This is a genomic window from Kocuria sp. WN036, assembly GCF_002287015.1.
Lineage (GTDB): Bacteria > Actinomycetota > Actinomycetes > Actinomycetales > Micrococcaceae > Kocuria > Kocuria rosea.
Genome location: NZ_NSKF01000008.1, coordinates 114791 through 128622, shown reverse-complemented (window position 1 = coordinate 128622; position 13832 = coordinate 114791). Strand labels below are relative to the sequence as shown.

General features: G+C 74.5%; 14 protein-coding genes. 4 read left to right on the top strand and 10 right to left on the bottom strand.

The genetic code is table 11. From position 1 onward, the window contains the following. A partial coding sequence (locus tag CK505_RS07390; protein ID WP_095650650.1) for an O-methyltransferase occupies window positions 1-627 on the bottom strand: 627 nt, incomplete at its 3' end. A gap of 248 nt (window positions 628-875) precedes the next feature. On the opposite strand from CK505_RS07390, the gene CK505_RS07385 reads away from it, so the two are divergent. Together CK505_RS07385 and CK505_RS07380 are read left to right on the top strand one after the other, a co-directional pair. Continuing rightward, a complete protein-coding gene (locus tag CK505_RS07385) occupies window positions 876-1547 on the top strand; it encodes a hypothetical protein (RefSeq protein ID WP_017833418.1) in 672 nt (223 codons plus the stop codon). Between the two features lie 37 nt (window positions 1548-1584). Next, window positions 1585-1938, top strand: a complete 354-nt coding sequence (locus CK505_RS07380; RefSeq protein ID WP_017833419.1) for a hypothetical protein — start codon at window positions 1585-1587, stop codon at window positions 1936-1938. Between the two features lie 40 nt (window positions 1939-1978). On the opposite strand, the gene CK505_RS07375 is transcribed toward CK505_RS07380, so the two are convergent. From CK505_RS07375 to CK505_RS07365, 3 genes are read right to left on the bottom strand one after another with little or no spacing between them, the layout of a single operon-like run. After that, entirely contained in the window at window positions 1979-3166 is a 1188-nt protein-coding gene (locus CK505_RS07375; RefSeq protein ID WP_095650642.1) for an Mrp/NBP35 family ATP-binding protein, read from the bottom strand. Further along, a complete protein-coding gene (locus CK505_RS07370; RefSeq protein ID WP_017833421.1) occupies window positions 3159-3788 on the bottom strand; it encodes a DUF1003 domain-containing protein in 630 nt (209 codons plus the stop codon). The genes CK505_RS07375 and CK505_RS07370 overlap by 8 nt, the downstream gene beginning before the upstream one ends. Continuing rightward, complete coding sequence (locus CK505_RS07365; protein WP_017833422.1) at window positions 3781-5082, bottom strand: CBS domain-containing protein; 1302 nt, start codon at window positions 5080-5082, stop codon at window positions 3781-3783. The genes CK505_RS07370 and CK505_RS07365 overlap by 8 nt, the downstream gene beginning before the upstream one ends. A gap of 119 nt (window positions 5083-5201) precedes the next feature. On the opposite strand from CK505_RS07365, the gene CK505_RS07360 reads away from it, so the two are divergent. Beyond that, the gene (locus CK505_RS07360; protein ID WP_176475302.1) at window positions 5202-6077 is read left to right on the top strand and encodes a general stress protein; all 876 of its coding nucleotides are present in this window, start codon (window positions 5202-5204) and stop codon (window positions 6075-6077) included. A gap of 11 nt (window positions 6078-6088) precedes the next feature. On the opposite strand, the gene CK505_RS07355 is transcribed toward CK505_RS07360, so the two are convergent. After that, window positions 6089-7663 (bottom strand): aminopeptidase P family protein, encoded by a 1575-nt coding sequence (locus CK505_RS07355; protein WP_017833425.1) that lies wholly within the window; start codon window positions 7661-7663, stop codon window positions 6089-6091. A gap of 81 nt (window positions 7664-7744) precedes the next feature. Here CK505_RS07355 and CK505_RS07350 point away from each other — a divergent pair, with 81 nt between their 5' ends. Next, window positions 7745-8596: a PHP domain-containing protein gene (locus CK505_RS07350; protein ID WP_031283018.1), complete on the top strand. Its 852-nt coding sequence runs from the start codon at window positions 7745-7747 to the stop codon at window positions 8594-8596. Between the two features lie 31 nt (window positions 8597-8627). On the opposite strand, the gene CK505_RS07345 is transcribed toward CK505_RS07350, so the two are convergent. The 5 genes from CK505_RS07345 to CK505_RS07325 all read right to left on the bottom strand — a co-directional run bounded on the left by CK505_RS07345 (window position 8628) and on the right by CK505_RS07325 (window position 13832). After that, a complete protein-coding gene (locus tag CK505_RS07345) occupies window positions 8628-9485 on the bottom strand; it encodes a site-specific DNA-methyltransferase (RefSeq protein ID WP_017833427.1) in 858 nt (285 codons plus the stop codon). Next, window positions 9482-11122 (bottom strand): DEAD/DEAH box helicase, encoded by a 1641-nt coding sequence (locus tag CK505_RS07340; RefSeq protein ID WP_255250906.1) that lies wholly within the window; start codon window positions 11120-11122, stop codon window positions 9482-9484. Before CK505_RS07340 ends, CK505_RS07345 begins: the two co-directional genes overlap by 4 nt. Before the next feature lie 427 nt (window positions 11123-11549). Beyond that, the gene (locus CK505_RS07335) at window positions 11550-11786 is read right to left on the bottom strand and encodes a DUF3107 domain-containing protein (RefSeq protein ID WP_035927396.1); all 237 of its coding nucleotides are present in this window, start codon (window positions 11784-11786) and stop codon (window positions 11550-11552) included. A 52-nt stretch (window positions 11787-11838) separates the two neighbouring features. After that, window positions 11839-12456, bottom strand: coding sequence for a TetR/AcrR family transcriptional regulator (locus tag CK505_RS07330; protein WP_017833430.1), 618 nt, complete (start codon window positions 12454-12456; stop codon window positions 11839-11841). A gap of 50 nt (window positions 12457-12506) precedes the next feature. Then, entirely contained in the window at window positions 12507-13832 is a 1326-nt protein-coding gene (locus CK505_RS07325; protein WP_095650640.1) for a glutamyl-tRNA reductase, read from the bottom strand.

The window sequence follows — 13832 nt, the reverse complement described above, 5'->3', positions numbered from 1 at the left end:
GCGGACGGCCAGCAGCAGCCCGGAGCCGGTCGTCAACAGGGCGGTGCTGAAGCGCTCGTCCTCCCGGAACAGCCGGTGCACGGCCCGCATCGTCCGGGTGTTCTCCTCGCGGTTGGCCGGCTGCGCCACCTTGTCCTGGGACAGGGCGTCGTTGACCACGAGCATCCCGCCCGGGCGCAGCAGCCGGACGGCCTCCTCGGCGTAGTCGAGGGTCCCCTCGGGGTCGGCGTCGAGGAACACGAGGTCGTAGGCGCCGGCGCTCAACCGTGGCATCACGAGGGACGCGCGGCCGGGGATCGTGCGGGTCCGGCTCGTCGGGATCCCGGCCTCCCGGAACGTGTCGCGGGCCGCGCGCAGCGCCCGGATGTCGGTGTCGATCGTGGTCAGCACGGACGTGCCGGGCAGACCGCGCAGCAGGGCGAGACCGGACACCCCGGCCCCCGTGCCCACCTCGACCACGGTGGCGGGCCGGGCCGCCGCGGCGAGCACGGTCAGGGCGGCGGCCGTCCCCGGGGTCACCGGGGGGATGCGCAGGGCGAGGGACCGCTCCCGGGCGCGGTAGGCGAGCTCGTCCTCGGCGGCGAACGCCTCGGCGTACGACCAGCTCGTCGTCTTGTCCGCGCCCATGGTCCGCCCTTCGTCGCTGTAGTGGATGCGCGCCATCCTACCGGCTGGGCCCGTCCGTCCGGCCACCGTCCAGTCGGCATCCAGCTTCCCGGTCGATCATGGAGACGATCACGACGTCTTCCACGGACCTGTTCGCGGGCCTCCTCACGGAGCGGTCCGTGCACCCGCTCCCGACGCCGACCGCGGCACGGGACCGGGCACGGGCCCACCCGGAGCCCGCCGCCCCGACCACCGCACGAGGAGGACCGATGCCCCGCCCGGACCGCACCGCGCCGGCCCGCCCCAGCAGCGCGGTGCCCGTGGCCGCGGCCACCGTGAGCGCGGTGCTCACCCTCGTCCTGGGCTCCGGCTACGCGGTCGGGCGCACGGTCGTGATGCAGTCCGCGCACAGCGCCGAGGAGCGGGTGCCGGTCTCGGCGTGGCACGGCACCCACGGGGTGCTGCACGCGGACGAGGTGTCCGCGGACCTGCTGCGCACGGAGGGCTGGACGCTGCCCACCCTGGCCGCGGACGGCTACCGGGTGGGCTCGATGACCCGCGGCACCCTGTCCGGGCACCCGGTCGTGGCCGTCAGGCTGCACCGCGGCGAGGACGAGGTCGTCGTGGTGGAGCAGCGCGGGGGGGTCGACCGCGAGAACCCCATGGACGGACTGACCGGGCTGCCCGTGAGCGCCGAGGGCCTCGAGCGCGTCGCCGTGGAGGGCGTGCCGCTGTGGGTGGACGCCGGGCCGCCGTGGCGGGCGGTGCTCGTCGGGGACGAGGTCGTCTACACCGTCTCGGGGGACTCCGGACCGTCCGCGATGGCCCACACCGTGGGCCTCGTCGTGGCCGACGAGCGGGGGCGCGTGGTGGAGCCGTCCCCGGGGGACCCCGGCGTCGTCGAGACGGTGCTGGTCGGCCTGCGCGAGATCTTCGGCTGACCGGCCACCGGCTCCCGGACTGGTAAAATCACTTCCTGTGCTCGGCATCAACGGCGGCGAAGCGATCATCCTGGTGCTCCTGGCCCTGTTCATCATCGGGCCGGAGCGGCTGCCGGAGTACGCGGAGAAGCTCAAGGAGCTGGTCAAGGCCGCCAAGCGCTACGCGACCGGCGCCACCGAGGAGCTCAAGGAGACCCTCGGGCCGGAGATCGCCGACGTCGACTGGCGCAGGCTCGACCCCCGACAGTACGACCCCCGCACCATCGTGCGCCAGGCCCTCCTGGAGGACGACGAGCCGGCGGCGCCCGCCGCACCCCGGCCGCGCCCTGGCCCGGTGCTGACCCGCCTGGCCCCCGGCGAACGGGCCCCCTTCGACACCGAGGCCACCTGAGCCGGCCCCCGCACACGCCGAGCGCGGGGCCGGCGGTGCGTCAGCGCGGTCCCAGGCCCAGCGGCCGTCCGGCGAGCCCGCGCGGGCGGGCGCCCATCGCGTCGGCGACGGCACGCAGGGCGACCGCGGCGGGCGAGCCCGGCGCGGACCACACCACCGGGCGGCCGGCGTCCCCGCCCTCGCGCAGGGCGACGTCGAGCGGCACGGCGCCGAGCAGCGGCACGTCGTAGCCGAGCCGCCGGGTCAGGGACTCCGAGATCCGGGTGCCCCCGCCGGCGCCGAAGAGCTCGAGCACGCTGCCGTCCGGCATCGGCATGCCCGCCATGTTCTCCACCACCCCGGCCACCCGCTGGCCGGTCTGCACCGCGAGCGCCCCGGAGCGCTCGGCGACCTCGACCGCCGCCTGCTGGGGCGTGGAGACCACGAGCACCTCCGCGGACGGCAGCAGCTGGGCCACGGAGATCGCGATGTCGCCCGTGCCCGGCGGGAGGTCGAGGAACAGGTGGTCCAGGTCGCCGAAGTGCACGTCCGTGAGGAACTGCTCCACGGCGCGGTGCAGCATCGGCCCGCGCCAGGCCACCGGCTGGTCCGGGTCCACGAACATCCCGATCGAGATGACCTTGAGCACCCCGGGGCGCCCGGTGTCCTCCCGCGCCTCCTCGGGGACGTCCACGACGGGGGGCAGGATCATGTCCCCCACCTGGGTGGGCGCCCGGTCGATGCCGAGCAGCCCGGGCACGGAGAACCCGTGGACGTCGGCGTCCACGATGCCGACCGACCGGCCGCGCGCGGCGAGCGCGGCGGCGAGGTTCACGGTGACCGTCGACTTGCCGACGCCGCCCTTGCCGCTGGTCACCGCGTGCACCCGGGTCAGGGAGGACGGGTCGTTGAAGGGGACGGTCCGGGTGTGGCCCACCCGGTCCTTCAGCGCGGTGCGCTGCTCGGGGGTCATCACCCCGATCTCGACGTCCACGGTGCGCACCCCGGCCACGGTCCCCACGGCCTCCCGGACGTCCCGCTCGATGGTCGAGCGGAGGGGGCAGCCGCTGATCGTCAGCAGCACGTGCACCGCGGCGCGGCCGGCGTCGTCGAGGCGGGCGGACCGGATCATCCCCAGCTCGGTCACGGGCCGGCGCAGCTCCGGGTCGAGCACGCGGTCGAGCGCCGCGCGCAGGGCGGGGTCGAGGGTCTCGGGGGCGAGGACGTCGTCGGGGCGGGGCTCAGGCACGGGGGTTCCCTCGGGTCTCGGGGGCGGTGGGGCGGTCGGGGTTGCGGCTCCTGCGGCGGGCGCCCCGCCGCGGCGGGGCCCCCGGCTCGTCGGCGTCCGGGGCGTCGTCCTGGGACTCCAGGATCTCCTCGAGCACCGAGCGCAGCTCCGAGCGCACGAAGTCGCGGGTGGCGACGTCGCGCAGCGCGATCCGCAGCGAGGCGATCTCCCGGGTCAGGTACTCGGTGTCGGCGAGGTTCTGCTGCGCCCGGCGGCGGTCCTCCTCCTGGGTCACCCGGTCCCGGTCGTCCTGCCGGTTCTGCGCCAGCAGCAGCAGGGGCGCCGCGTAGGAGGCCTGCAGCGAGAGCATGAGCGTGAGCAGCGTGAAGTTGAGGTCCTTCGAGTCGAACTGCAGCTCCCGGGGGGCGATGGTGTTCCAGCCCAGCCACAGGGCCACGAACACCGTCATCCACAGCAGGAACTGCGGGGTGCCCATGAACCGGGCGAAGCCCTCGGTCATCCGCCCGAAGGCGTCGGGGTTCGGCCGGAACCGGTCCAGCAGTCCCGGCCGGTGCTCGCGCGGCTGGTCGAGGGCGTTGCCGCGGGTGCCGACGCGGGGGCGCCGGGGCTCGCGCTCACTCATACCGCTTGCCCACCTTCCGGATCGGGGTCCCGTCGTCGGCGGTGCGCCAGTCCTCGGGCAGCAGGGCGTCGAGGACGTCGTCGATCGTGATCGCCCCGACCACCCGGTCGTGGTCGTTGACCACCGGGATGATCGTGAGGTCGTAGGTCGCGAGCTCGCGCGCGACGTCCTGCAGGGAGGCGAGGTCGGAGACCGGCTCGAACGAGCGGTCGATGAGGTTGCCCACGGCCTCGGGCGGGGGATAGCGCAGCAGCTTCTGGGTGTGCACCATGCCGAGGTACTTGCCGGTGGGCGTCTCCAGCGGCGGTCGGGAGATGATCACGGCCGCCGCGACCGCGGGGCTGAGCTCCTCCTGGCGGATGTGCGCGAGCGCCTCGGCCACCGTGGCCTCCGGCGGCAGGATGATCGGCACAGGGGTCATGAGCGAGCCGGCCGTGCCCTCCTCGTACTCCAGCAGGCGCCGGACGTCCTCGGCGTCCTCGGGCTGCATCCGCGCGAGCAGCTCCTCGGCCTGGGCCTCGGGCAGCTCGTTGAGCAGGTCGGCGGCGTCGTCGGGCTCCATCTCCTCGAGCACCGTGGCCGCGCGGTCCGGCTCCATGTTGGTGAGGATGTAGACCTGGTCCTCCTCCGGGAGCTCCTCGAGGACGTCGGCGAGCCGGTCGTCCTGGAGCTCGTGGGCGATCTCGAGCATGCGCTTGGCCGACATGTCGTGGAGCTCGTCCGCGAGGTCGGCGGGCTGCTGCTCCTCGTGGGAGGCGACCCACTGGGTGGCCGGCTGGTGGCCCGCGGCGGAGGGGTCCCCCGCGTCCTCCCAGTCGATGATCAGCGTCTCGTTGCGGCGGCGCATCAGGCCCCCGCCCGTGCCGGTGCGGCGCACGAAGAGCTGGGTGATCAGCCAGTCCCCGGTGTTGCGCTTGCGCTCCATCGCCATGTCCTCGACCGTGGCGGAGCCGGAGCCGTCGCGCAGCACCACGGTCCGGTCGAAGACCTCGCCGACGGCGAGGGTCTCCGCGCCGCGCTGCTCGAAGCGGCGCAGGTTCACGAGCCCCGTGCTGATGATCTTCTCCGCGTCGATGCTGGTCACGCGGGTCATCGGCACGAACACCCGCTTCTTGCCGAGGACCTCCACCACGAGGCCGACCACGAGGGGCCGGCGGGAGGAGCGGCCGTACCGGGAGCTGCCGCGCATGAGCACGACGACGTCGCGCAACCGCCCCAGACGGTCCCCCAGGGGGTCGAACACGTCGAGGCCGATCAGGCGCGCGATGAAGATCTTGTCGATGTGGCTGCTCACCGTACAAGACTACCCACCGGCTCCCCGGGCCCCCTCCCGGGGCCGGGGCCGGGGTGCGGGGTCGTGGTCGCGGCCCGGGTCGGGGCACGGCGGGGGAGTGGATGGGGGAGAATGGGGGCATGAGCTCGCCACGGTCCCTGCCTCCCGCCAGCCCCGCCGTCCGCGGTCTGCCCCGCGGGGAGGTGATCGGGCGCTACGCCACGTACGCCGACGCGCAGAAGGCCGTGGACCACCTGGCGGACGCACAGTTCGAGGTGGACCGGATCGCGATCGTCGGCAACGACCTGAAGTCCGTGGAGCAGGTGACCGGCCGGCTGAGCTATCCGAAGGTCGCGGGCCAGGGCGCGCTCAACGGCATGGTCTTCGGCGCGTTCCTCGGGATGATCCTGTCGCTGCTGGGCGGGGAGCAGTGGCTGTCCACGCTGCTCGTGTCGGTGCTGATGGGCGGGGCCTTCTGGATGCTGCTCGCCACCATCACCTACGCCATGCAGCGCGGGAAGCGGGACTTCACCTCGACCAACCAGATCGTCGCCACGTCCTACGACGTCGTGGCCGCCCCCGAGGTGGCCCAGCGCGCCCAGCAGGTGCTCCAGGGGCTGCGCGGGCTGCAGAGCCTGCCGCGGACCGCTCCCGCGCCGCGGCCCGCTCCGCAGCAGGGTCCTCCGCAGGGGATGCGGCAGGGCCCCCCGCAGCCCGGGACGCCGGGGCGGCCCCCGGCGGGGGCCCCGTGGCAGCGGCCCTCCCACGGCGCCGCCCCGGAGCCGGCCGGCGGACCCGCGGGTCCCGCGCCCGCGGTCCCCGCGGCGGGCCAGAGCGAGCGTGCCGACGCGCCCGGCCGCTCCGCGATGTTCCAGGACCTGCCCGACGGCCGGCCCCAGTACGGCATCAGGCTCCCCGCCGGGGAGCACGACGGGGACGCCGCCGGTCAGGACGCGGCCCCGGACCGGTCCGGGCCGCCGACCGGCGGGAGCACGTCCACCGACGCCTCCCGCTGACGGCCGCCGGCTCAGCTGGGGTCGACGCCCTCCCGGGCGTGCCACAGACCGGTCATCCACGCCTCGACCTCGTCCGGGGTGCGGGGCAGCCCGGACGAGAGGTTGACGTTGCCGTCCTCGGTGATCAGGACGTCGTCCTCGATCCGCACGCCGATCCCGCGGTACTCCTCCGGCACCGCGAGGTCCTCCGCCTTGAAGTAGAGGCCGGGCTCGATGGTGAACACCATGCCGGGCTCGATGACCCCGTCCACGTACAGCTCCCGCTTGGCCTGCGCGCAGTCGTGCACGTCGAGGCCCAGGTGGTGGCTCGTGCCGTGCGGCATCCACCGCCGGTGGTGCTGGCCCGCCGCGGAGAGCGAGACCTCGGCGGGCACGGGCAGCAGGCCCCAGCTCTCCAGCCGCCGGGCCAGGACCTCCATGGCGGCGGCGTGCACGTCCCGGAACCGGTTGCCGGGCACCGCGGCGTCGAACGCGGCGTCGGCGGCGTCCAGGACCGCCTGGTAGATCCGCCGCTGCACCTCCGAGTAGCGGCCGTTCACCGGCAGGGTGCGGGTGATGTCCGCGGTGTAGAGGGAGTCGGCCTCCACGCCCGCGTCCACGAGGATCAGCTCCCCCGGGATCACCCTCCCGGTGTTGCGGATCCAGTGCAGGACCGTGGCGTTGTTGCCGCACGCCGCGATGGTGTCGTAGCCGAGGTCGTTGCCGTCCGTGCGGGCGCGGGCGAAGAAGGCGCCCTCGACCATGCGCTCGCCGCGGTGGCGGTGGCCCGCGGCGGCCGGCAGCACGTGCACGATGTCGGTGAAGCCCGCGATGGTCGCGTCCACGGCCTCGCGCAGCTGCCCGACCTCGTGGGCGTCCTTGACGAGCCGCAGCTCCGAGAGCGCCTCGGCGAGCTCGCCGTCGAGGGCGTCCGAGGACTCGAGGTCCACCCCGGTGTTGATCCGGGAGGTGTCCACCAGGGCGTCGACGTTCAGGTCCACCTCGCGCACGAGCCGGACCCGCAGGCCGCCCAGGGCGGTGGGCCCGGCGTTCTTGGTGACCGCGTCCTCGAGGCCCCCGAGGTCCCGGGTGCGCAGCCCGTAGGCGGCGCCCAGTTCCTCGAGGGTGGGGCGGGGGCCCACCCAGAACTCGCCGTTCTTGGCGTCGGCGTAGAACTCCTTCGAGTCCCGGCCGGCCATGGGGTGGAAGTACAGGGTGGCCTCGTGGTGGCCCCCGTCGTCGCCGGCGCCCTCCTGGACGGGCTCGAGCACCAGCACGGCGTCGGGCTCGTGGTCCACGCCCAGACCCGTGAGGTGCGCGAACGCGGAGTGCGGCCGGAAGCGGTAGTCGGTGTCGTTGGAGCGGACCTTGAGCGGCCCGGCGGGGAGCACGAGCCGCTCGCCGGGGAACCGCTCGGAGATCCGCCGGCGCCGCTCGGCGGCGAAGTCCGCGACCGGGGCCCGCTCCACCTCGGTGGGCTCCGCCTCCGCCCACTGGGACGCCATGAACTGCTGGAAGGCGGCGGAGTCGGGGCGCTGGGACCGGTTCTCGACCCGGTCCGAGAGCGGCTGCGCCGCGTCCTGGGGTGTGGTGCTGTGCTCTGTCATGATTCCTTTCCTCGCGTCGTCGGTCTCATCGTGCCACGGGAGGCGGCGGGCCGTCCGGCCCGGACCGGTATCGTGGAGCGGGTGAAGATCGACCTGCACACCCACTCGTCCGACTCCGACGGCACGGAGAGCCCGGCGGACGTGGCCCGCGCGGCGCACGCGGCGGGCCTGGACGTCTTCGCCCTCACCGACCACGACACCACGTCCGGGTGGCAGGCGGCCGGGGACGCCGCGGTGGCCCTCGGGGTCGCCTTCGTCCCGGGCATGGAGATCTCCTGCACCACCGAGGACGGGATCTCGGTGCACCTGCTGAGCTACCTGCACGACCCGCGGGAGCCACGGCTGCTCGCCGAGATCGAGTCCTCCCGCTGCTCGCGGCGCACCCGGGCCGAGCGCATGGTCGAGCTGCTGTCCGAGGACTACCCGATCGACTGGGACGTGGTCCTGGACCACGTGCGCGAGGGCGCGACCGTGGGCCGCCCGCACATCGCCGACGCGCTCGTCACCGTGGGGGTCGTGGAGAACCGCACCGCCGCCTTCGCCTCGGTGCTGCACAGCCGCTCCCGCTACTACGTCCCCCACTACGCCCCGGACCCGGTGCACGCGGTGCGCCTCGTCCGGGCCGCCGGCGGCGTGCCCGTCTTCGCCCACCCGCTCGCCGCGGCCCGCGGCCGGGTGGTCGGCCCGGAGGTCTTCGAGGCCATGATCGACGCCGGCCTCGGCGGGCTCGAGGTCGCGCACCGGGACAACCCCGACGACGCCCGGGCCCGGCTCGTCCGGATGGCCTCCGAGCACGACCTGGTGGTCACGGGCGCGAGCGACTACCACGGGGCCGGCAAGCCCAACCGGCTGGGCGAGAACCTGACGTCCGTCCAGTCGCTCGTGCGGATCGAGGAGCAGGCCGGCTCCGGGGTCCCCGTGCGCTACCCCTGAGGGCCCCGCCGCCTGCCGGGCGAGCCCGTGCTCAGTCCCACACGGTCGCGCCCGGCAGGCGGGCGCGCATGACCTCGATCGCCTCCGGGTTGCGGTCCACGCACACGAACCGCCGGTCCAGCTGCCCGGCGGCGGCGCCGAGCGTCCCGGAGCCGGCGAAGAAGTCCAGGACCCAGTCCCCGGGGGCGGAGCTCGCGGCGACCATCCGCCGCACCAGGCCCACGGGCTTCTGCGTGGGGTAGCCGGTCTTCTCCCGGCCGGTGGGGGAGACGATGGTGTGCCACCACACGTCCGTGGGCAGCTTGCCCAGCCGCACCTTCTCCGGGGTCACCAGGCCCGGGGCCATGTACGGCTCCCGGTCGACCTCGGCGCTGTCGAACAGGTACCGCTCGGGGTCCTTGACGTACACCAGGACGTTGTCGTGCTTGGCGGGCCAGCGGCGGCGGGAGCGCCCGCCGTAGTCGTAGGCCCAGATGATCTCGTTGAGGAAGCACTCCCGCCCGAAGATCGCGTCCAGCATCACCTTCGCGTAGTGCACCTCCCGGTAGTCCAGGTGCAGGTACAGCGTCCCGTCGTCGGCCAGCACCCGCCACGCCTCCCGCAGACGGGGCTCCAGGAACCCCCAGTAGTCGGCGAACGCGTCGTCGTAGCTGCGCAGGGCCCCCAGCACGGTCGTGTAGGAGCGGCCGGCGAAGCCGGTGCGGTCGCCCTCCCCGGCGGCGGCCGGGGTCACCGTGGACTCCCGCCGCCGCTGGGTGCGGCCCGTGTTGAAGGGCGGGTCCACGTAGATCATGCGGAAGGCCCCGCCGGGCAGCCGCCGCAGGAGATCCAGGTTCTCCGCGGCGACCACCGCGTCGGGGCCCTCGGCGTCGAAGGCGAAGGGGCTCACTCGCCGGCGGTGCCGCTCTGCTCCGGCGAGGCCGCGCTGCTGCGGCGGCGCCGGCGGCGCCGGGTGGTGCCGTCCGAGGTGCGCTCCACCGAGGTCTCCCGGGGCGCCTCGGGAGCCGTCTCGCGCGCAGTCGCCCGGGGCGCCCGGGCGTCCTCGCGCGGAGCGGACGACGTCGCGGCGTCGTCGCGGCGGCCGCGGCCGCCGCGCCCCTCACCGCGGCCGGACCCGCCGCGGTCGCCGCGGCCGGAGCCGCGCCCCTCGCCGCGGCCGGCGCCGCGGTCGCGCGAGCGCCCGTCCCGGCCCTCGCCGCGCGGGCCGCTCTTGCGCCCGCCGGGCTCGCCGAGGTCCTCGAGGACCTCGGCGCCGAGCCCCTCGTGGGTGCGCCTGGAGCGGGGGAGCCGGCCCTTGGTGCCCTTCGGGATGCTCAGCTCCTCGTACAGGTGCTCGGAGGAGGAGTAGGTCTCGCGGGGCTCGGGGATGCCGAGCTCCAGGGCCTTGTCGATCAGCCGCCAGCGCGGGATGTCGTCCCAGTCCACGAACGTCACGGCCGTGCCCTTGTTGCCCGCGCGGCCGGTGCGGCCGGTGCGGTGCAGGTAGGTCTTCTCGTCCTCGGGGCACTGGAAGTTGATGACGTGCGTGACGTCCTCGACGTCGATGCCGCGGGCGGCGACGTCCGTGGCCACGAGCACGTCGACCTTGTTGTTGCGGAACGCGCGCAGCGCCTGCTCGCGGGCGCCCTGGCCCAGGTCGCCGTGCAGCGGGGCGGCGGCGAAGCCGCGGGTGATCAGCTCGTCCGCGAGCTTGGCCGCGGCCCGCTTGGTCTTGGTGAACACGATCGTGCGCCCCCGGCCCTCGGCCTGCAGGATCCGGGCCACGACCTCGTCCTTGTCGAGGTGGTGCGCCCGGTAGACCACCTGGCGGATGTCCTTCTTGGTGGCGCCCTCGTCCGGCGCGGCGGCCCGGATGTGCATGGGCTTGGTCATGTAGCGGCGGGCCATGGCCACCACGGGCCCGGGCATCGTCGCGGAGAAGAGCATCGTCTGCCGGACCTCGGGCACGGCCGAGAGCAGCTTCTCGACGTCGGGCAGGAAGCCGAGGTCGAGCATCTCGTCGGCCTCGTCGAGCACCACGGCCCGCACCGCGGACAGGTCGAGGTGGCGCTGCCGGTTGAGGTCGATGAGCCGGCCGGGGGTGCCGACGACGACCTCGACGCCCGCCTGCAGCTGCTCGATCTGGGGCTCGTAGGCGCGGCCGCCGTAGATGGTGGCCACCCGGGCGTCGCGGGTCCGCGCGGCGGTGGCCAGGTCGTGGCCGACCTGGACGGCGAGCTCGCGGGTGGGCACCACGATGAGCGCCTGCGGGGCGCCCGGCTTCTTCAGCTGGTCCCACCCCGCGTCGCCGCGGCCCACGACGCGCTGGACCACGGGGATGCCGAAGCCGAGGGTCTTGCCCGTGCCGGTCTTGGCCTGCCCGATGATGTCCTGCCCGGACAGTGCCACCGGCAGGGTCATGGCCTGGATGGGGAAGGGGTGGACGATGCCCTCGGCGGCGAGGGAGTCCACGATGTCCTGGCGCACCCCGAACTCGGCGAAGTCCTGGGGCAGCGGCTCGGGGTGCTCGGTGGTCTCGACGACCACCTCGGGGGTGCCGTCGAGGACGGTCCCGTCGTCGGGCGCGGCGGCGTCCGGTGCGGTGTCGGTGATGTGGTCGGTCACGGTCGGTTTCCTTACGACTCGGGCACGCCCGCTGAAGGGAGGGGACCTCGGGGTCCGGCCTCCGGGCCGCCGTGCTGGCGGGCGCCGGGGGGCGTGCGGTGGGTGGAAGCCGATCGTGAGCGTGCGCCGCCTCGACCGCGCGGGCCACGGGAGCGTGGCGCCCGGGTCCGGTCCTGCGCGAGGCCGCCGTGGGGGGCCTGTTCGCGGGGAGCGGGGGCGAGTAGGTGTCTGTCGTTCGTGGGATCGCGGGTACGACCGGTCATCCAGTGCACTCAACAGTGTAGCCCGACGACCGCGCACGCTCCGTGCGGTCGCCGGGCCGGGTCCGCCGTGCCGGGCGGAGGGGGTCTCAGCCGTCCTGGGCGAAGGGGGTGAAGCCGACCGCCCGCTTCTGCTCCGCGCCGACGGCGGCGTAGCCGATGACGCCCGCGGGGACGACCGTCACGTTGCCCTTGGTGTCCGTCAGGGTCAGGGGGGACCCGGAGGACATGGCCGCGGTGATCAGCTCCACGGCCTCCGGCGCCTCGAGCGCGGAGTCGACGACGATCTCCCGGGCGACGTGCTGAACACCGATCTTGATTTCCATGGTTCCTCCTGGTCGGGGCTGCGGGATGCGTCCCGGCCAGTCTAGGAGGGCGCTACTGCCAGTCCTCGTCGATGATCGAGATTCCGCCCCAAGCTAAACGGAAGATCTGGCGCTGGGCCTCGGCCCGGCCGCCGGTGCCCGGGTTGCGGATCCAGTGCACCGCGGCGGTCTGCGCCATGCCGGTGAGGGAGCGGGAGACGAGCACGGCGTGCGGGTGGCTCAGCCCCGCGTTGGGCCCGAGGACCCCGGCGATCGAGTCCGCCACGGCGAGGTGGAAGCTCTCGAAGCGCTCCGCGACCTCCGGGTCCGCCAGCAGGTCGGACTCGAAGATCAGCCGGTGGGCCTCCGGATTGGCCTCGACGAAGCCGAAGTAGACGTCCAGCATGGATTCGACCCGCTCGCGGTTCACGTCGCTGCCCTGCAGCGCCGTGACGAGCCCGAGCGAGAGCTCCTGCAGGTAGTGGTCCACGAGGGCGAGGTACAGCTCGCGCTTGCCGGGGAAGTGCTGGTAGAGGACGGGCTTGCTCACCTGGGCGGCGTCGGCGATGTCGTCCATGGACGACCCGTGGTAGCCGTTCGAGGAGAACACGGTCAGCGCCGTCTCGAGCAGCTGCCGCCGGCGGGCCTCGCGCGGGAGGCGCGCCGGGCGGCCTCTCCTGGTCTCAGTCATGAACCGTTCCTCCTCAACCGGTCGGCGGCGCCGGCCGAACGAATGCTGCCCTACCCCGCGGCCTGGGACCGGGTGGCGGCTTCCGGCGGCGCCCCGGCCGCCGGTGGTGCGCTCTCCTCCGCGGCGGGCGCGGGGACCTCGATGCCGTACAGCGCCGCCAGACCGGTGATGTACTCGTCCTGCCGGCCCTGCGCGGCGAGCTCGCGCGCGCGGACGGTGGGGGTGTGCAGCAGGGAGCGGACCATGCGCCGCATCGCGAGCTCGATCTGCTCCTGGGCGGCCGTGCATCCGTGGTGGGAGGTGACCTTCTCGAGCTCGGCGTCCAGGACGGCCATGGTGTGCTTGCGCAGGGCGACGATCGCGGCGTCCATGTCCCGGGCCTCCTGGCTCGCGGCGAACTCCTGGGCGGCGCGCTCGACGATCCCGCTCGCGGCGTCGACGGACTCCCGGGTCTCGTCCGGGGCGGCCACGCGCACCGACTCGAGGGTGATGAGCTCGACGCCGGGCAGGTCCGCCACGGCGGGGTCGAAGTCGCGGGTCAGGGCCAGGTCGACCACGGTGCGGGACCCGGCGGGGAACGCGGCGGCGCCCATGGGGGCGGAGCCGCCGCTGCAGCCGATCACGACGTCGGCGCGCTCCAGGGCCGCGGCCAGCTCCGCGGTCCCCACCGGGGTGCCGCCGCGGTTCTCGGTGAACTGCTCCGCCCGGCCCGACGCCGAGTACACCTCGATGTCCGCGCAGCCGCGGTCGCGCAGGGCCGCCATGGTCGCCCCTGCGTAGGCGCCCGTGCCGAACACGAGGGCCCGGCGCGACGTCCAGGTGCCGGACGTGACGTCGTCGGCGAGGTCCAGGGCCACGGAGACGATGGAGCGGCCGCGCTCGCCCAGGGCGGTCTGCGTGCCCACCTTGCGGGCGGTGCGGGCGGCCGCCTCGAACAGCCGCTGGAGCTTGCCGGAGACCGTCCCCGCCTGCTGGGCGTCGTTGAGGGCGCGCCGGACCTGCCCGGTGATCTCGCGCTCGCCCACCACGGCGGACTCCAGCCCGGAGACCACGGTGAAGAGGTGGCGTGCGGCGCCGGAGTCGGTGAAGGCCCGCAGGGAGTCGGCCACGAACTCGGGGTCGAGCCCGGCGCGGGAGCCGATCTGCTCGGCGAGCTCGGGCAGGACCCGGTCCAGCGCCGCCCCGGACGGGACGCCCGGCGTGTCCTCGAGCTCCCCGTAGATCTCGAGCCGGTTGCACGTCGAGAGGGTCACGGCGCCCCGGAGGGGGCCGCTGCGGACCATCTCCTCGGACAGCCCGAGCGCACCGGTGCTGAGACGCGCAACGGTGTTCAGATCGACGTTCTGATGGGAGGCGACGAGAGCGAAGAGGACCAC